Annotated in this window: 28 protein-coding genes; 27 read left to right on the forward strand and 1 reads right to left on the reverse strand. The window is 52.4% G+C overall.

All coding sequences use genetic code 11. The features are described 5' to 3' along the window. Positions 1–185: 185 nt before the first annotated feature. The 5 genes from J4G78_RS15765 (at position 186) to J4G78_RS18425 (ending at position 2,495) form a co-directional block, all read left to right on the forward strand. A complete protein-coding gene (locus tag J4G78_RS15765) occupies positions 186–959 on the forward strand; it encodes a helix-turn-helix domain-containing protein (RefSeq protein WP_207987469.1) in 774 nt (257 codons plus the stop codon). A gap of 50 nt (positions 960–1,009) precedes the next feature. Beyond that, positions 1,010–1,162, forward strand: coding sequence for an AdipoR/hemolysin III family protein (locus J4G78_RS15770; RefSeq protein ID WP_207987470.1), 153 nt, complete (start codon positions 1,010–1,012; stop codon positions 1,160–1,162). Between the two features lie 175 nt (positions 1,163–1,337). Next, positions 1,338–1,613, forward strand: coding sequence for an addiction module antidote protein (locus J4G78_RS15775; RefSeq protein WP_207987471.1), 276 nt, complete (start codon positions 1,338–1,340; stop codon positions 1,611–1,613). A 67-nt stretch (positions 1,614–1,680) separates the two neighbouring features. Beyond that, on the forward strand, positions 1,681–2,313 hold the full coding sequence (gene trhA, locus J4G78_RS15780) for a PAQR family membrane homeostasis protein TrhA (RefSeq protein WP_207987472.1): 633 nt from the start codon (positions 1,681–1,683) through the stop codon (positions 2,311–2,313). Then, entirely contained in the window at positions 2,310–2,495 is a 186-nt protein-coding gene (locus tag J4G78_RS18425; protein ID WP_207987473.1) for a DUF4019 domain-containing protein, read from the forward strand. The genes trhA and J4G78_RS18425 overlap by 4 nt, the downstream gene beginning before the upstream one ends. A 125-nt stretch (positions 2,496–2,620) precedes the next feature. On the opposite strand, the gene J4G78_RS15790 is transcribed toward J4G78_RS18425, so the two are convergent. Further along, positions 2,621–3,475, reverse strand: a complete 855-nt coding sequence (locus tag J4G78_RS15790; protein WP_207987474.1) for a hypothetical protein — start codon at positions 3,473–3,475, stop codon at positions 2,621–2,623. Between the two features lie 637 nt (positions 3,476–4,112). Here J4G78_RS15790 and rpsL point away from each other — a divergent pair. The 22 genes from rpsL to rplR all read left to right on the forward strand — a co-directional run bounded on the left by rpsL (position 4,113) and on the right by rplR (position 17,392). Then, positions 4,113–4,484, forward strand: a complete 372-nt coding sequence (rpsL, locus tag J4G78_RS15795; protein ID WP_067198316.1) for a 30S ribosomal protein S12 — start codon at positions 4,113–4,115, stop codon at positions 4,482–4,484. A 115-nt stretch (positions 4,485–4,599) separates the two neighbouring features. Further along, the gene (gene rpsG / locus J4G78_RS15800) at positions 4,600–5,070 is read left to right on the forward strand and encodes a 30S ribosomal protein S7 (RefSeq protein WP_207987475.1); all 471 of its coding nucleotides are present in this window, start codon (positions 4,600–4,602) and stop codon (positions 5,068–5,070) included. 152 nt (positions 5,071–5,222) lie between these two features. Next, a complete protein-coding gene (gene fusA / locus J4G78_RS15805) occupies positions 5,223–7,316 on the forward strand; it encodes an elongation factor G (protein WP_207987476.1) in 2,094 nt (697 codons plus the stop codon). Between the two features lie 153 nt (positions 7,317–7,469). Further along, positions 7,470–8,660, forward strand: coding sequence for an elongation factor Tu (gene tuf / locus J4G78_RS15810; protein ID WP_207987477.1), 1,191 nt, complete (start codon positions 7,470–7,472; stop codon positions 8,658–8,660). 127 nt (positions 8,661–8,787) lie between these two features. Further along, on the forward strand, positions 8,788–9,099 hold the full coding sequence (rpsJ, locus tag J4G78_RS15815; RefSeq protein ID WP_108810519.1) for a 30S ribosomal protein S10: 312 nt from the start codon (positions 8,788–8,790) through the stop codon (positions 9,097–9,099). 225 nt (positions 9,100–9,324) lie between these two features. Continuing rightward, complete coding sequence (rplC, locus tag J4G78_RS15820; protein WP_207990793.1) at positions 9,325–10,197, forward strand: 50S ribosomal protein L3; 873 nt, start codon at positions 9,325–9,327, stop codon at positions 10,195–10,197. A gap of 3 nt (positions 10,198–10,200) precedes the next feature. Continuing rightward, the gene (gene rplD / locus J4G78_RS15825; RefSeq protein WP_207987478.1) at positions 10,201–10,827 is read left to right on the forward strand and encodes a 50S ribosomal protein L4; all 627 of its coding nucleotides are present in this window, start codon (positions 10,201–10,203) and stop codon (positions 10,825–10,827) included. Then, entirely contained in the window at positions 10,820–11,128 is a 309-nt protein-coding gene (locus tag J4G78_RS15830; RefSeq protein ID WP_108810517.1) for a 50S ribosomal protein L23, read from the forward strand. Before rplD ends, J4G78_RS15830 begins: the two co-directional genes overlap by 8 nt. Position 11,129: 1 nt before the next feature. After that, on the forward strand, positions 11,130–11,966 hold the full coding sequence (gene rplB, locus J4G78_RS15835; protein WP_108810516.1) for a 50S ribosomal protein L2: 837 nt from the start codon (positions 11,130–11,132) through the stop codon (positions 11,964–11,966). 2 nt (positions 11,967–11,968) lie between these two features. Further along, positions 11,969–12,244: a 30S ribosomal protein S19 gene (rpsS, locus tag J4G78_RS15840; RefSeq protein WP_207987479.1), complete on the forward strand. Its 276-nt coding sequence runs from the start codon at positions 11,969–11,971 to the stop codon at positions 12,242–12,244. Continuing rightward, positions 12,244–12,627 (forward strand): 50S ribosomal protein L22, encoded by a 384-nt coding sequence (gene rplV / locus J4G78_RS15845; protein WP_207987480.1) that lies wholly within the window; start codon positions 12,244–12,246, stop codon positions 12,625–12,627. The genes rpsS and rplV overlap by 1 nt, the downstream gene beginning before the upstream one ends. A 3-nt stretch (positions 12,628–12,630) precedes the next feature. Beyond that, positions 12,631–13,326, forward strand: coding sequence for a 30S ribosomal protein S3 (gene rpsC / locus J4G78_RS15850; protein WP_207987481.1), 696 nt, complete (start codon positions 12,631–12,633; stop codon positions 13,324–13,326). Positions 13,327–13,350: 24 nt separating this feature from the next. Then, positions 13,351–13,782 (forward strand): 50S ribosomal protein L16, encoded by a 432-nt coding sequence (rplP, locus tag J4G78_RS15855; protein ID WP_207987482.1) that lies wholly within the window; start codon positions 13,351–13,353, stop codon positions 13,780–13,782. A gap of 4 nt (positions 13,783–13,786) precedes the next feature. Beyond that, positions 13,787–13,999 carry a 50S ribosomal protein L29 gene (rpmC, locus tag J4G78_RS15860; RefSeq protein WP_207987483.1) on the forward strand — a complete coding sequence of 71 codons (213 nt, stop codon included), beginning with the start codon at positions 13,787–13,789 and terminating at the stop codon, positions 13,997–13,999. A 9-nt stretch (positions 14,000–14,008) separates the two neighbouring features. Then, positions 14,009–14,320: a 30S ribosomal protein S17 gene (gene rpsQ, locus J4G78_RS15865; RefSeq protein WP_109356549.1), complete on the forward strand. Its 312-nt coding sequence runs from the start codon at positions 14,009–14,011 to the stop codon at positions 14,318–14,320. 137 nt (positions 14,321–14,457) lie between these two features. Further along, entirely contained in the window at positions 14,458–14,826 is a 369-nt protein-coding gene (gene rplN, locus J4G78_RS15870; protein ID WP_207987484.1) for a 50S ribosomal protein L14, read from the forward strand. A 2-nt stretch (positions 14,827–14,828) separates the two neighbouring features. Continuing rightward, positions 14,829–15,149 carry a 50S ribosomal protein L24 gene (gene rplX / locus J4G78_RS15875; protein ID WP_207987485.1) on the forward strand — a complete coding sequence of 107 codons (321 nt, stop codon included), beginning with the start codon at positions 14,829–14,831 and terminating at the stop codon, positions 15,147–15,149. Continuing rightward, entirely contained in the window at positions 15,142–15,720 is a 579-nt protein-coding gene (gene rplE / locus J4G78_RS15880; RefSeq protein ID WP_207987486.1) for a 50S ribosomal protein L5, read from the forward strand. Before rplX ends, rplE begins: the two co-directional genes overlap by 8 nt. Before the next feature lie 68 nt (positions 15,721–15,788). Next, complete coding sequence (gene rpsN / locus J4G78_RS15885) at positions 15,789–16,094, forward strand: 30S ribosomal protein S14 (RefSeq protein ID WP_108810506.1); 306 nt, start codon at positions 15,789–15,791, stop codon at positions 16,092–16,094. 12 nt (positions 16,095–16,106) lie between these two features. After that, positions 16,107–16,502, forward strand: a complete 396-nt coding sequence (gene rpsH / locus J4G78_RS15890; RefSeq protein WP_108810505.1) for a 30S ribosomal protein S8 — start codon at positions 16,107–16,109, stop codon at positions 16,500–16,502. Continuing rightward, positions 16,502–17,035 (forward strand): 50S ribosomal protein L6, encoded by a 534-nt coding sequence (gene rplF, locus J4G78_RS15895; RefSeq protein ID WP_207987487.1) that lies wholly within the window; start codon positions 16,502–16,504, stop codon positions 17,033–17,035. Before rpsH ends, rplF begins: the two co-directional genes overlap by 1 nt. Positions 17,036–17,038: 3 nt before the next feature. Further along, on the forward strand, positions 17,039–17,392 hold the full coding sequence (rplR, locus tag J4G78_RS15900; protein WP_207987488.1) for a 50S ribosomal protein L18: 354 nt from the start codon (positions 17,039–17,041) through the stop codon (positions 17,390–17,392). Position 17,393 lies beyond the last annotated feature (1 nt).

Genomic DNA, 17,393 nt, shown 5'->3' on the forward strand with positions numbered 1-17,393 from the left:
GTGTCCGGAGCAGGCGAAAGCGATCATGATTCTCGTCATAGCAGGACCATATCAGGCGCGCGGCGTGTAGGAAAGCGGGGTAAGCCGATCCCGAACGACACGGGCCTACGAATTTTTTGGGGTAGTGCAGGGCGGGGCCGCTATCTAGACTGGGGCGATCAAATGACGCCAGCACAGGTAGGCCTATGGCACAAGATTATGACGCACTGACCGAGAAGGAAAAGGCAACGCTGCGTTTGCTTGTCAGAGGGCATGACACCAAAACGATCGCCCGCCACCTGGACCTTTCGGTCCATACGATCAACGAACGGTTGCGCAACGCACGGCAGAAAATGTCCGTTTCCAGCAGCCGTCAAGCCGCCCGCCTGCTGCTCGACAAGGAAGGCGATCACCCCAGTTTTCTAGCGGACAAGATTTTGGGGGAAGCCGAAAGCACCAATGGCCTGTTAGCCCATCAAGCACCGGATACCGGTCATGGATCGAGGATTCCCCTCGCCATGCTGACAGGAGTACTCATCATGTCCCTCATACTTGCAACGCTCGCCTTTTCGTCCCTCTCGCAAAATGCGGAGCCCACCATCGAGGCGGCCCAGACGGAACCGGATACGCAAACATCATCCTCTGCGCTCGCCACTTCCGATGTTATCACATCAGCCCGGCAATGGCTGGCGCTGGTGGATCAGTTCAAGTGGCTCGATAGCTGGAACGCCACCGGACAGGCGTTCAAGGAGCTAAACACCAGCGCGGCATGGGCGTCGGCCGCTGGTGAGGTTCAACCGACCTTGGGGGCCGTGCTCTCGCGGACCGCAAGCAGCCAGGAAGCCGTTCCCGCACCGCCCCATGGATATGAAATGGTCAAATTCCGGACCAGCTTTGAAAACAAGCCCAATGCCACCGAGACCCTGACGCTGATCCGGGAGGACGCAAGCTGGAAAGTGGTGGGCTATTGGATCGAGTGATCCTCTACGCAGCGTCAGGCTGAACCGGGGGAGCTACCCGGATTGTCGTTATGGGCCATGCGGCGAGTGGTGTCTTCTATTCTCTCGGCACGATTTTCTATGTCCGCAAGGCGCAGCCGTTTCGCTATTCGATCTGGCATAGTTTCGTCATGATGGGCGGCGCGTCTTTCTTTGTCACCATGTGGGTGGCTTTGGTGGCTTGAGCTGTTGTGACAGTTTCTGCCAACCCCCGTCACCCTGAACTCGTTTCAGGGTCCATTTCTCCATTTCCACAGGCTGTGATTGGTGCACGATGGATGCTGAAACAAGTTCAGCATGACGATGGATGGTGTGTCATCTATAGTTTACATATCCATGTTAATGTTCCAAGAAGGTCGAATGACCACAACAGAATTTGATGCTGCCGAATATCTCGACAGCCCGGAAATGATTGCGACGTATTTGAAGGTCGCCTTTGAAGAAAATGATGCAGCCCTGATCCGCACCGCGCTGAACGATGTTGCGCGTGCCAAAGGCATGACGAGTATGGCGGCGGAGAGCAAGATCACGCGGCAAGCGCTTTACAAGGCGCTGGGGCCGAACGGCAATATGACGCTGGAGACTTTGCTGAATGTGCTGCGAGCCATGGGTGTGCGGTTGTCGGTTAGTGGGTGACTAAGAGCGATAAATATGCTGTCACTGCGGCCCGATCTCCAATGCCCATCTAAATGATTGTGACCCGATGTACCCCAGCCCCGATATGCAAGAACGCCGCGCCGATTTTATTGTCCACGGGATAGGATTGGTTTTTATCCTGTTGGCCGGTGCGGCCTTGTTCATTCAGGCCGCTGATCACGGCGTGGCGGTGATTGCAGCGGTCAGCACATATGTGATCGGCGTGGCGTTTTCTCACGTCATTTCCATGTTCTACCATTTGTCGCCTTTTCATGGTCGGCGGCTGGCACTGCGCCGGGTAGACCATGCCGCGATCTATCTGACTATCGCGGGCACTTTTACACCGCTGTTCGTGCTTGCCGGTACTCAGTTTAGCCTGTTCCTGCTAATGATTGTCTGGGCGCTGGCTATCCCTGCGATGCTGTACAAGATATTCGGCAAAAATCTGGATTCGCGCTGGTCGCTGGCGTCCTATCTCGGTTTGGGATGGATGGGCATTATCGGCGTGCCCGAGATGATGGCGCAACTACCCGGATTATCGTTATGGGCCATGCTGGCGGGCGGTGCCTTCTATTCTCTCGGCACGATTTTCTATGCCCGCAAGGCGCAGCCCTTTCGCTATTCGATCTGGCATAGTTTCGTGATGATGGGCGGCGCGTCTTTCTTTGTCGCTATTTGGGTCGCTTTGGCGGCGGGATGAACGGGCTGGGGCGCAGTCGGTGTGCGGGCAGCCAGCAGCCAGGAAGCTATCCCGCGCCGCCGTCCGGATATGACATGGTCAAATTCCGGACCAGCTTTGAAAACAAGCCCAATGCCACCGAGACCTTGACGCTGATCCGGGAGGATGCGAGTTGGAAGGTGGTGGGGTATGGGATTGAGTGATGGGATACGATGGTGTGCGTTTGGACAAATTGTCACCAAAGCGGTGAGTGTATATTCGCCGCAAACAGAGCGCACGAAACAGCAGGAAGTTTTTTGCTCGATAATCGACTGTTTGCAAAGATCAACTAGTCAGACATTTTACCCAAGCACTTGTTGGCGGCATCCTGGATGGGTTGCAAAACCTTGTCCAAAGCGAATTGGGTCGCTTCTATTGTCACATATCCTTTTTTGGTCAGTATCTTAAAAGTCTGATCATAATATGTGGCATGCGGTACTGGCGCCTCGGGGTCGACATCCGAACCAACTCCCAAAATATCGATTGGCCAACTGATCCTTTGCTTTTCGATTTTTTCAACCGCTTTGCGTAATTCAGGACAATATCGAGAATCCACCCGGGTTATTTTGACATGCTCGCGCAATATGGGATCAGGTGAGGGTAGCACTTCGAACATCTCGCGCTGGGTTATATTCCCGCGAAAAGTTTTGGGTGTGAGACCACGTTTTTCCAGGCCCTCGGTCAGAAGATGTGGATCAAAATTATTTTGCATCCAACTAGACAACAAGTTGGAGCCATTTTCTGCAACAGAGTAATAAGGAATATAGCCGTCGCGATAAAGATAGTGACAGTTTTCTCTCTCGGCCCATTGCTCTTTTTCATCACAATAGACCACGACCTGACCAATTGAAAAATATCCAAGATCGTTCCCTTTTTTGAAAGTCAGAAAAGGGTCGTCAGCCGGTCGTTTACCAGGTATTTTGTCCAATTCGGCCAGCACTGCCTCTGTTGCCAGACCTTGGCGTCTTTCAACGAACAGGCTCCACTCCTGATAAAGTCTGGCTGTGTCATAGCCGCGTACAGGCGATTCCAGATCGTCAGGAACAGGTTCCGGCGTTGGCGGGGCCGCGGCGGTCCCCGGTCCGAAAAGCAAAAAAGGGACGGTCATTGCTGTCGCAATCTTCGTTAAAAATCCGAATTTCATCGTCATAGCCTTTCAGAAAAATGGCGGGTTTGGACAAGCTCATGGATTTCGTGCCATGGCTTGTACAATTTCGGCGGGGCATATGCGTGGTGCACGAACCGGCGGATCAAATCGGCTCCAAAACTGCGCGATATCACTGTCCAGAATGTCTGCAAATTTGTCTCTAGCGATTACAATGACCTTCTATTCCGGGGGAGGGGGATAGGCACCAAATTTTTGCAGAAGAACATGAATGTCATCGATTTGTCACGAGATATACTATGTCATTTCTGAGGATCAATTTCGTTCAATAAGATTGACCGAAACTATCAAGTAACGGGCCGATCGCACTCAGAATGGTTACATATTCTGCCTTATGGATTTGAGGCAGATAACGTTTCGCCTCCTGCTTCATCAAAGGCGAATAGGATTATGCGGCTAAAAAACGGATGTCAGTGACGGTTGCAATGGTCGTGTATTTCTCCATTACCCTGCCCCAAGCCACCCTTGACCGCCAGCCGAATCCCCGCTAAGGGCCGCGCTTCTGTTGTGTCGGGTTCTCCCAATCCCGCAGAAAACTTACATAGGCAAAACACTCAAGGCGATTTGGCCACGAGAGTAACCCTAGTTTATCTAGATCCAATAAGGTGAAGACTTTATGCCAACGATTAATCAGCTCGTCCGTAAAGGGCGGGTGCCACAGAAGACGAAGTCCAAAGTGCCGGCCATGGAAGCCAACCCGCAGAAACGCGGCGTTTGTACCCGGGTCTACACAACGACTCCTAAAAAACCAAACTCCGCTCTGCGTAAGGTTGCCAAGGTTCGCCTGACCAACCAGCGTGAGGTCATCAGCTATATTCCCGGTGAAGGTCATAACCTTCAGGAGCATAGCGTTGTTCTTATTCGCGGCGGCCGTGTTCGCGACCTTCCCGGTGTGCGTTACCATGTGCTGCGCGGTGTTCTTGATACGCAAGGCGTTAAGGACCGGAAGCAATCCCGTTCCAAATATGGCGCCAAGCGTCCTAAGTAGTATTTTTCCGTCATTCCAGCGAAAGCTGGAATCTGCTTTGGGCCAGGTGGCCAATTTAAGGAGATCCCAGCTTCCGCTGGGATGACGAGTTACAAGATTTACGGAGTTTTATAATATGGCACGTCGTCGTCGTCCCGAGAAACGGGTAATCCTTCCTGATCCAAAGTTTAAGGATCAGGTCCTTTCGAAATTCATGAACAATCTGATGCAGGATGGTAAGAAATCTGTTGCAGAACGTATCGTTTATGGCGCGCTGGATAGCGTAGAAGCCAAAGCGAAAAAAGATCCGCTGCAGATGTTCCATGATGCGCTCAACAACATCAAGCCGGGCATCGAAGTGCGCAGCCGCCGTGTTGGTGGTGCGACCTATCAGGTTCCTGTCGAAGTGCGTCCTGAGCGTGCGCAGGCTCTCGCCATTCGCTGGATGATCAGTGCGGCGCGTTCGCGCAGTGAAACCACAATGGCGGCGCGTCTGTCTGGTGAAATTCTGGACGCTTCCAACAATCGCGGCAACGCGGTGAAGAAGCGTGAAGATTCGCACAAGATGGCCGAAGCCAACCGCGCATTTGCACATTACCGCTGGTAGCATTATATAGAAGCGCAGGGGTCGCAGACTCTCTGTAAATTCCTGCGCTTTTCACATTGTTGTATTTGTAACCAATCAGGGCTGGTCATCGCTGGCCCCTTTCACTATATGGGCGGCGCTATTTGGGGCCCCTTAATTCTGGAGTAAAGACTATGGCACGCAGCCATCCGCTCGAACGATATCGCAATATTGGCATTATGGCCCATATTGATGCTGGTAAAACGACCACAACGGAACGCATCCTGTATTATACGGGTAAGTCCTATAAAATCGGCGAAGTGCATGATGGCGCGGCGACGATGGACTGGATGGAGCAAGAGCAAGAGCGTGGTATTACCATTACCTCTGCTGCGACCACCTGTTTCTGGAATGCGGAAGACCGCAAGGGTCCTGAGCACCGGATCAACATTATTGATACACCAGGCCACGTTGACTTCACCATTGAAGTGGAGCGTTCACTGCGTGTGCTTGATGGCGCGGTTGCTTGTTTCGACGGCGTTGCCGGCGTTGAACCGCAATCTGAAACTGTATGGCGTCAGGCTGATAAATATAAAGTGCCGCGGATGTGCTTCATCAACAAGCTCGACCGGACCGGTGCCAACTTCAAATTCTGTGTCGATTCCATCGTAGAGCGTTTGGGCGCAACACCTGCTGTGCTCTATTTGCCAATCGGCATCGAAGCGAGCCTTGTCGGTTTGGTTGACCTCGTCAATCAGCGTTCGATCACCTGGAAGAACGAAGACCTTGGCGCTGAATATGCTTATGGCGACATTCCCGAAGACATGGCTGATGAAGCCGCTGAATATCGCGAGAAGCTTATCGAGCTTGCTGTGGAGCAGGACGATGACGTGATGGAACAATATCTGGAAGGCAACGAGCCTGATGCCGCGACCTTGAAGTCGCTCATCCGCAAAGGCACGTTGAACCAGAGCTTCGTTCCTGTGCTTTGCGGCTCGGCGTTTAAGAACAAGGGCGTTCAGCCCCTGCTCGACGCGGTTGTGGACTATATGCCAAGCCCGCTTGATGTTGCTGCTATTAAAGGCGTGAAGCTTGACGGTGAAACCGAAGATACCCGTCCATCCAGCGATGATGAGCCGTTTTCTGCGCTTGCCTTTAAAGTCATGAACGATCCGTTCGTGGGAACCTTGACCTTCTGCCGTATCTATTCCGGTAAACTGGAAAAAGGTACCGTGCTGAACTCGGTTAAGGACAAGAAAGAGAAAGTCGGCCGTATCCTGGAAATGCACTCCAATGACCGGAAAGACATTGAAGAGGCGTTTGCTGGCGACATTATCGCTTTGGCTGGCATGAAGACAACGACAACCGGTGACACGCTTTGTGCTCCGGAAAGTCCGATCATTCTGGAACGTATGGAATTCCCAGAGCCGGTTATCGAGCTTTCGGTTGAACCAAAAACCAAGGCTGACCAAGAGAAGATGGGCGTTGCGCTTAATCGTCTGGCTGCTGAAGATCCGTCATTCCGTGTGACGACTGACCATGAATCTGGTCAGACCATCATTAAAGGCATGGGCGAACTTCACCTCGACATTCTCGTCGACCGTATGAAGCGTGAGTTTAAAGTGGAAGCCAATGTTGGTGCCCCGCAAGTTGCTTATCGCGAGTCACTCGGCAAGGCTGTTGACACCGACTATACGCATAAGAAACAGTCCGGTGGTTCCGGTCAGTTCGCGCGTATCAAGTTTGAAGTCACACCCGGTGAGCGCGGTGCAGGCATTACCTTTGAAGACGAAATCAAGGGCGGTAACATTCCAAAGGAATATATCCCGTCGGTTGAAAAAGGCATGCGTGAAACAGCCGAAACCGGTTCGCTGATCGGCTTCCCGATCATCGACTTTAACATTCGTGTTTATGACGGCGCCTATCATGACGTTGACTCCTCGGCGCTGGCTTTTGAAATTGCGGCACGTGCTGCGATGCGCGAAGCGGCCCAGAAGTCTGGCATCAAGCTGCTTGAGCCGATCATGAAAGTCGAAGTGATTACGCCGGAAGATTATCTTGGTGACGTGATCGGCGATTTAAACTCTCGCCGTGGCCAGATCCAGGGTACCGACACGCGCGGTATCGCTCAGGCGGTCGACGCGATGGTGCCGCTGGCCAACATGTTTGGCTATGTGAACGAGCTGCGCTCTTTCACACAGGGCCGTGCACAATATTCGATGCAATTTTCTCACTATGAGCAGGTGCCGAATAATGTCGCAGAAGAATTGAAGGAGAAGATGGCTTAATCGCCGCTGCTCTTTTTACGAGTAACCGCGCTTACCTTTTGGTTCTGGCTCAAGAAAAAAGCCTAGAGGTTAAAAGGGTGTTGACAGATTTGGATAGTCTCGCCAAAGCGCGGCACAGACTATCAAGACGATAGAAATTAGAGGTAATATAAAATGGCAAAAGCAAAGTTTGAACGCAATAAGCCGCATTGCAATATCGGCACCATCGGTCACGTCGACCACGGTAAAACCACGCTGACTGCAGCGATCACGAAAGTGCTTGCTGAATCTGGCGGCGGGGAAGCCGTAGACTTCGCGAACATCGACAAAGCGCCTGAAGAGCGTGAGCGCGGCATCACTATTTCAACGGCACACGTTGAATATGAAACCGAAGCGCGTCACTATGCGCACGTCGATTGCCCAGGCCATGCCGATTATGTGAAAAACATGATCACCGGTGCTGCTCAGATGGATGGCGCTATCCTGGTTGTGAACGCTGCTGACGGTCCAATGCCACAGACTCGCGAGCACATCCTGCTTGCCCGTCAGGTTGGTGTTCCTGCTCTTGTTGTTTTCATGAACAAGGTTGATCAGGTTGATGACGAAGAGCTGCTTGAGCTCGTTGAAATGGAAATCCGTGAACTGCTGTCTTCTTACGACTTCCCAGGCGACGATATTCCTATCGTTTCCGGTTCTGCTCTTGCAGCATTGGAAGGTCGTGACGACAATATCGGTAAAGAAAAAATTCTTGAACTGATGAAAGCTGTTGATGAAGCTATTCCTCAGCCAGAGCGTCCAGTCGATCAAGACTTCCTGATGCCAATTGAGGATGTGTTCTCCATTTCCGGTCGTGGTACGGTTGTTACCGGCCGTGTTGAAACCGGCATCGTGAATGTTGGCGACGAAGTTGAAATCGTTGGTATCAAAGATACTTCGAAAACAACGGTTACCGGTGTTGAAATGTTCCGTAAGTTGCTCGACAGCGGTGAAGCTGGCGATAACATCGGTGCATTGATCCGCGGTGTTGCTCGTGAAGAAGTTGAGCGTGGTCAGGTTCTTTGTAAGCCTGGTTCGATCACACCGCATACCGAGTTTGACGCAGAAGTTTATGTGTTGTCGAAAGACGAAGGCGGCCGTCACACGCCATTCTTCGCTAACTATCGTCCACAATTCTACTTCCGCACAACGGACGTTACCGGTGAAGTTATTCTTCCAGAAGGCACCGAGATGGTGATGCCTGGTGATAACGTGACGATCGCTGTTAAGTTGATTGCACCAATCGCTATGGACCCAGGTCTTCGCTTCGCAATTCGCGAAGGCGGCCGGACAGTTGGTTCTGGGGTTGTCAGCAACGTAACAAAGTAATATAGGACTGCTTCGCCGCCCGGATTATTGATTCGGGCGGCCAGTTTTTCGCCGCTCCGGCTTCTTTTTGTAAAAGAGAATATCGGGGCGGTTTATTTTTGGCTCTTTGACATTGGTATAGGTTCATATGGAAACGCAGAATATTCGCATACGCTTGAAGGCATTCGATCATCGGGTTCTTGATCAGGCAACTGGCGATATCGCTGACACGGCTCGCCGCACTGGCGCGCTTATCCGTGGACCGATCCCAATGCCGACGCGCATCGAAAAATTCACCGTAAACCGCGGCCCGCACGTTGACAAAAAGTCACGCGAGCAGTTTGAGGTCCGGACTTATAAAAGGTTGCTCGATATCGTGCAGCCTACGCCGCAAACCGTTGATGCTTTGATGAAGCTCGACCTTGCAGCTGGTGTGAATGTAGAGATTAAGCTCGCTTAATGTGAGTGATGACGCTGCCCCCTGGTGAAAGCTAGTCAGGCAGTGGTGACATGGGAAACCGCCAGTATATATGCTGGGTCATGAGTCCCCCGTCTCGTTTGATTGATCTTCGGATCAGTGAAACACTTTAGCCCGGACGGGGCGATATTCGAAAATTTGGGCTGAGTATTTTGTAGCACGCCCGCTGGCAATTCCGCGACCGGGCCTCTGTAAGGAGAAATGATCGTGCGTACTGGCGTGATCGCGAAAAAAATGGGGATGACCCGCTTGTTTCAGGAAGATGGTCGGCATGTGCCGGTAACTGTCCTGTCCTTGGAGCAGTGTCAGGTTGTTGGAGCCCGCAAACAGGATCCGGATGGCTATTTCGCTGTTCAGCTTGGTGCAGGTGCCCGTAAAGCGAAAAATGTAAACAAACCACAACGTGAAGCTTTTGCAAAAGCAGAAGTTGAGCCGAAGGCTCGTGTTGCCGAATTCCGGGTTGAGAGCGAAGAAGGCTTGCTCCCCGTCGGCGCCACTATCACAGCCGACCACTTTATTGCTGGTCAAATGGTTGATATTCAAGGCGTTACCCAAGGTAAGGGTTTTGCTGGTGCGATGAAGCGTTGGGGTTTCGGCGGTATGCGCGCAACCCATGGTGTTTCCATCTCTCACCGTGCCCATGGTTCTACTGGTCAAAACCAGGATCCAGGTAAAGTCTTCAAGGGCAAGAAAATGGCCGGTCATATGGGTGCGAAAAACCGCACCCAGCAAAATCTGGAAATCGTCCGTACAGATGCCGCTCGCGGTTTGATCTTTGTACGCGGCAGCGTTCCCGGCTCCAAAGGTGGCTGGTTGCTGGTTAAAGATGCCGTGAAAGTGGCTCTTCCAGAAGGCGTTCCATTTCCGGGTGCCATGCGCCGTAATGCGGATGAGACAGCAACCGAAGATGCGCCAGCTGGCATGATCGAAGCGGATGCAGCGATCGAGCGTCCGGTCGGTCCAACTGATGCTGAAATCGCAGCAGCCGTTGCTGAAACACCGGCTGAAGAGAAGTCTGATGCCAAAGACGCTGATGCCAAAGACGCTGATGCTAAAGATGATGCAGGGAAGGAGGGCTAAGCCATGAAATTAAAAGTGAAAACCCTCGACGCTAAAGCCAAGGGCGACATCGATTTGAACGATGACGTATTTGGTCTGGAAGCGCGCGCAGACATCCTGCACCGTGTTGTTAACTGGCAACGTGAAAACGCACGCGGCACGGCCCGTGCTGTTCGTGAGCGTGGTGACGTCGCCCGCACTGGTAAGAAGTTCGGCAACCAAAAGGGCGGTGGTACGGCTCGTCACGGTTCTCGCCGCGCGCCGATCTTTGTTGGTGGCGGTAAAGCCCACGGTCCTCGCAAGCGCGATTTCAACCCATCGCTGAACAAGAAAGTTCGTGCGCTGGGTCTGAAAATGGCGCTGTCTGACAAAGCCAAGAACGACAATCTGGTGATCCTCGAAAATCTGGATATCAAAGAAGCCAAAACCAAATTGCTGATCGCGGATATCGCGAAGCTTGGTTTCGGCAAGTCAGCTTTGGTCATGGACGGTGATGCCGTGAATGATGCTTTCACCAAAGCGTCTTCAAACATTCCGCGTCTGAACGTGATGCCAGCCGCTGGTGCCAATGTTTATGACATTTTGAACCACGAGACTTTGGTGCTGACCCGCGCCGCAGTCGAAAAGTTGGAGGCACGCTTCAATGGCTAAAAAAGAAGCAGTAGACATTCGTCACTATGACGTAATTGTCGGCCCGCACATCACCGAGAAAACAACCTTGCTCAGCGAACATAATGCTGTGGTTTTCAAAGTCGCCAACACCGCGACCAAGCCGCAGATTAAAGCCGCTATCGAGGCGCTGTTTGATGTCAAAGTCAAAGGCGTGAACACGATGGTGCAAAAGGGTAAGACCAAGAAGTGGAAGGGTCGTCCCTACACGCGCAACGATGTTAAGAAAGCTGTCGTGACTTTGGCTGAAGGCCAGACCATCGACATCACCACAGGAATTTAAGATGGCTTTAAAATCCTATAAACCGACAAGTCCCGCACGGCGTGGTCTTATCCTGGTCGACAAGAGCGGCCTGTGGAAAGGCAAGCCCGTGAAGAAACTTGTCGAAGGCAAGCGCAAGACCGGCGGTCGTAACAATAAAGGGCATGTGACCTCACGCGGTATCGCGGGTGGTCATAAGCAAAAATATCGTCTGGTGGACTTTAAGCGCCGCAAGTTCGATGTTTCGGCAACGGTTGAGCGGATCGAATATGATCCTAACCGGACCGCGTTCATTGCCTTGATCAAATATGACGATGGCGAGTTGAGCTACATCCTGGCACCGCAACGCCTGGCCGTTGGTGACACTGTCATCGCTGGCGAAAAAGTTGACGTCAAGCCTGGTAACGCGATGAAATTGTCGCAAATGCCAATCGGTACGATCATCCATAATGTGGAAATGAAGCCAGGCAAGGGCGGTCAGATTGCTCGTTCTGCCGGTACATATGTCCAGATTGTGGGCCGTGACCGCGGCATGGTTATTGTTCGCCTGAACTCCGGTGAGCAGCGCTATATCCGCAGCGATTGCATGGGTACGGTTGGCGCGGTGTCTAACCCCGACAACTCGAACCAGAATTTCGGTAAAGCTGGCCGCACCCGTTGGAAGGGCCGTCGTCCTTTGACGCGCGGCGTTGCGAAAAACCCTGTCGATCACCCGCATGGTGGTGGTGAAGGTCGGACCTCCGGTGGTCGTCATCCCGTGACACCATGGGGCAAGCCAACCAAGGGCGCTCGTACCCGTAAGAATAAAACGACCGACAAGATGATCATCCGGTCGCGTCACGCTAAGAAGAAGAGGTAAGCATGGCTCGTTCCATCAAAAAAGGTCCATTTGTTGACCTCCACCTGCTGAAAAAAGCGCAGACCGCTCAAGAAGAGAGCAGGCGTTCGCCGATCAAAACTTGGTCGCGTCGTTCCACCGTTCTTCCTGATTTTGTTGGTCTGACTTTCAGCGTTTATAACGGTCAAAAATTCATTCCGGTTTCCGTGAATGAAGATATGGTTGGCCACAAGCTTGGCGAGTTCGCTCCTACGCGTAACTATTACGGCCATGGCGCTGACAAAAAAGGCAAGAAATAATGGGTAAGGCATCATCACCCCGCCGCGTTGGCGACAATGAAGCTTTGGCTGTTGGCAATTCCATTCGTGGTTCTGCTCAAAAGCTGAACCTTGTTGCACAGCTGATCCGCGGCAAGAAAGCGGAAGACGCTTTGAACATCCTGTCCTTCTCTAAAAAGAGCATGGCCAAAGATGTGAGCAAGGTTCTCGCTTCCGCCATCGCCAATGCTGAAAACAACCACAACCTGGATGTTGACGCATTGATCGTGCACGAAGCCAGTGTCGGCAAGGGCCTGACCATGAAGCGGTTCAAAGCGCGGGCTCGTGGCCGTTCGGCGCAAATCCTGAAACCTTTCAGCCGCGTGCGCATCGTTGTTCGCGAACATGAAGAAGAAGAGGCGTAAACCATGGGTCAAAAGAGTAATCCTATCGGGCTTCGCCTGCAGATTAACCGGACTTGGGATAGCCGCTGGTATGCGGAAGGGTCCAACTATGGCGATCTCTTGATGGAAGACATCAAGATGCGCAAATATATCCTGGATACCGTGCCGCAGGCTGCGATCTCCAAGGTAGTGATTGAGCGTCCCGCCAAAACTTGCCGCGTTTCTATCTATGCTGCCCGTCCCGGTGTTATCATCGGTAAGAAGGGCGCGGATATTGAAAAGCTGCGCCGCAAGCTCAGCGAAATGTCTTCCAGCGATGTGTCTTTGAACATTGTTGAAATTCGCAAGCCAGAAGTGGACGCGCAATTGGTGGCACAGGGCATTGGTGATCAGTTGATCCGCCGTGTTGCTTTCCGCCGGGCGATGAAACGCGCTGTTCAGTCTGCTCTGCGTCTGGGTGCTGAAGGTATTAAAATTGTTTGTGGTGGCCGTTTGGGCGGAGCAGAAATTGCCCGCGTTGAATGGTACCGTGAAGGCCGCGTGCCGCTGCATACGCTGCGCGCCAATATCGACTATGCAGAATATGAAGCGCTGACCGCTTACGGCATTATCGGTATCAAGGTCTGGATTTTCAAAGGCGAGATATTGGGTCACGACCCGATGGCTCAGGATCGGTTGATGGTGGAAGCACAAACTTCCGGCGTTCGCCCCTCTCGTTGATTTTTAGGGAATAGGTAAAGCATCATGCTGCAACCAAAGAAAACAAAATTCCGGAAGGCTCACAAGGGCCGGATTAAAGGAAAGGCGCCAGGCGGCACGACGCTGAACTTCGGTTCTTATGGTCTGAAAGCTATGGAACCAGAGCGGATCACTGCGCGCCAGATCGAGGCGGCTCGCCGTGCGATCACGCGTCACATCAAACGGCAAGGTCGTTTGTGGATCCGTATCTTCCCAGACGTGCCGGTTTCCAAGAAGCCTGCTGAAGTCCGTCAGGGTAAAGGTAAGGGTTCGGTTGAATATTGGGCTTGCCGGGTAAAACCGGGCCGTATCATGTTCGAACTGGACGGTGTTCCCGGCCCCATTGCTGCGGTTGCTTTCGAGCGTGCGGCGATGAAGCTTCCTATCAAGACAAAAGTTGTGGCTCGCCTTGGCGATACGTCACATTTGGAAGGTTAAGGACATGAGCAAGACAGAAGATTTGCGGACCAAAACCGACGATCAGCTTGAAAGCGATCTGGGCGAGTTGAAGCGCGAGGCATTTAACCTGCGTTTTCAAGCTGCGACCAACCAGCTCGAAAAGCCAAGTCGGATGCGGGAAGTGCGCCGCACCATTGCGAAGATTAAAACCCTGCAGAACGAGCGCGCGAAAGCGACGCAAGCAGAAAAGGCGTAAGGAACCGATATGCCAAAACGTATTCTCACCGGCACGGTAGTGTCAGACAAAGGCGACAAGACTATTGTCGTCAACGTCGAACGCAAAGTGAAGCACCCGCTTTACGGAAAAATTATGCGGCGGTCTAAAAAATACCACGCGCATGACGAAAAGAACGAGATGAGCACGGGCGAAACCGTGCGCATCGAGGAAACGAAACCGATTTCCAAGCTGAAAACTTGGAAGGTGTTGGAACGGGTTGGCGCTGCTGCTGCTCCTGCAACACCAAAGGTTGCTGAAATTACCGCTGAAGACGAAGGCGAAGTCAAAGCCGAAAGCTGACGGCTTGCCGTCATCCCAGCGAAAGCTGGGATCTCCCGATGGGGGGCACCAAGAGTTAAGTTGATCCCAGCTTTCGCCGGGATGACGAGTTTAAGAACTTCCGGGATTGGCCGGAACAGAAAGAAGGAATTGGATCCATGATCCAGATGCAATCGAACTTGGAGGTCGCTGACAATAGCGGAGCCAAACGCGTGCAGTGTATCAAGGTGCTGGGCGGTTCCAAGCGCCGGTTTGCTGGCGTTGGCGACATTATTGTTGTGTCGATCAAGGAAGCGGCTCCGCGCGGTAAGGTCAAAAAGGGTGATGTTCACCGGGCTGTTATCGTGCGCACTCGCAAAGATATCCGCCGTAAAGACGGTTCGGTTATCCGCTTCGACACCAATGCTGCTGTGTTGGTCAACAATGCGAAAGAGCCAATCGGCACCCGTATTTTTGGCCCTGTGGTTCGCGAACTGCGCGCCAAGAAACACATGAAAATCATCAGCCTTGCGCCGGAGGTACTATAATCATGGCCAATGCAAAGATTAAAAAAGGTGATACCGTTGTTGTTTTGTCCGGCAAGGATAAAGGCAAATCCGGTGAAGTGACCAAGGTTATGCCAAAAGACGGCAAGTTGATCGTCGCAGGCGCCAATGTTGCCGTGCGTCACCGCAAACCCACTCAGGCCAACCCGCAAGGTGGTCTGGAACGCCGTGAAGCACCGATGCACATCAGCAAGGTTGCTTTGGCCGATCCAAAAGATGGCAAACCAACGCGCGTTCGCTTTGAAGAGAAAGACGGAAAAATGGTCCGTGTGGCTGTGAAATCCGGGGAGAAAGTCGATGGCTGATAAAGATTTGCCGCGCATGCGCAAAAAATATGACGGTGAAATCGTCAAAGCGATGCAGGAAAAGTTCAACTATTCCAATCCCATGGAAGTGCCAAAGATCACGAAGATCACACTGAACATGGGTGTTGGCGAAGGTAGTCAGGACAAAAAGAAAACCACTACGGCTGCGGCTGAAATGGAACTGATCGCTGGTCAGAAGCCTGTCATTACCAAAGCGAAGACATCCATCGCGACGTTCAAGCTGCGCGAAGGCATGCCGATCGGTTGTAAGGTGACATTGCGCCGCGAGCGTATGTACGAATTTCTCGATCGTCTGATCACGGTGGCTATGCCTCGTATTCGTGACTTTCGCGGGCTGAACCCGAAAAGTTTTGATGGCCGTGGCAACTTTGCCATGGGCATTAAAGAGCAGATTATTTTTCCTGAGATTGCTTATGACGACATCGACGTGGTGCGCGGCATGGACATTATCGTGACGACAAGCGCGAAAACGAATGACGAAGCTCGCGAGCTTTTGAAACTATTCGGTTTCCCGTTCCCGCAGGAAGAAGAAGAGCAAGCAGCGGCATAATCCGCGAGAGATAATTTTTTAAGTTTCCGGTTTTCGGAAACACGCAAGAAAGGAAGAGAACTTAAGTCATGGCGAAACTGAGTTCCATTAATAAAAACGAACGTCGCAAGAAGCTGGTGAAGAAATATGCCGGCCGTTATGCGAAGTTGAAGGCGATGGCCAACGATCAGTCTCTTGACGAGACCGAGCGTTTGATGGCGCGTCTTAAAATGGCGGAAATTCCGCGCAACGGTAATCCAACCCGCGTGCGTAACCGCTGCGAAACAACAGGGCGTCCGCGCGGCTATTACCGCAAATTCCGCCTCTGCCGCATCGAGCTGCGTGATATGGCCAATAAAGGCCTTATCCCCGGCGTAACGAAATCCAGCTGGTAAAGGGAAGATAATATGGCTTTTACCGATCCCTTGGGTGATATGCTCACCCGTATCCGTAACGGACAGCAAGCGCGTAAAGACAGTGTGGTTTCACCTGCTTCCAAATTGCGCGGCGCAGTCCTCGAAGTTCTCCAGCGCGAAGGCTATATTCGCGGCTACAGCGAAGAAGAGGTGAATAAGCACCCCGGTCTTCGTATTGAACTGAAATATTTTGAAGGCGAGCCGGCTATCCGCCACGTGGCCCGCGTTTCAAAGCCTGGTCGCCGTATCTACAGCGGTTCAAGTGAACTGCCGACCGTACGCAATGGCCTGGGCATCACAATCGTTTCGACGCCAAAAGGTGTTTTGTCTGACGCAGAAGCGCGCAGCCAGAATGTCGGCGGCGAAGTACTCGCAGAGGTGTTCTAATGTCTCGTATCGGCAAAAAAGCAGTAAGCATTCCTGATGGCGTCACCGCCACGATGGAAGACGGTCTGGTCAAGGTCAAAGGACCAAAGGGCGAGCTTTCAACCCCTATGGTTGATGATCTGAGCTACGAGCTGAGCGATGGCGGTTTGTTGGTGACTCCAGCAAATAAAACCACCCGTGCACGCGCCTATTGGGGTATGCAGCGGACGCTCGTTCAGAACCTCGTCGACGGTGTGACCGAAGGCTATACCAAGGTGCTTGAAATTAACGGTGTTGGTTATCGCGCCGCGGTGAAGGGCAAAGTCCTGAACCTGCAGCTTGGTTTCAGCCACGATGTCGATTTCGACATTCCTGAAGGCATCACCATCAAGACCCCGGATCAGACCACGGTCGAAATTTCCGGCATTGATAAGCAGCAGGTTGGTCAGGTCGCCGCAGAAATTCGGCGCTGGCGCAAACCAGAGCCTTATAAAGGCAAGGGCATTAAATATCGCGGCGAATATGTTTTCCGCAAAGAAGGGAAGAAGAAATAAGCCATGGCTAATATTTCTCTATTCAAACGGCGTCAGCAACGCGTTCGCACTAAGCTGCGGAAGCGCGGGCTCACAAAGCCTCGTTTGTCTGTGCACCGCACAGGTCGTCATATCTATGCGCAGGTCATTGATGATGCAGAGGGCACAACTGTTGCTGCTGCCTCTACAATCGACAAGGCGTCGAAGGTAAAAACCGGTGCCGACAGTGCAGCGGCAGCCGATGTGGGCAAGCGCGTTGCAGAAGCGGCGAAAAAAGCTGGCATCAAGGAAGTAATTTTTGACCGCGGCGGTTTCCTTTATCACGGACGTGTGAAGGCTCTTGCCGACGCGGCCCGCGAAGGCGGATTGGAGTTTTAAT

It is taken from the genome of Parasphingorhabdus cellanae (genome assembly GCF_017498565.1).
Lineage (GTDB): Bacteria > Pseudomonadota > Alphaproteobacteria > Sphingomonadales > Sphingomonadaceae > Parasphingorhabdus > Parasphingorhabdus cellanae.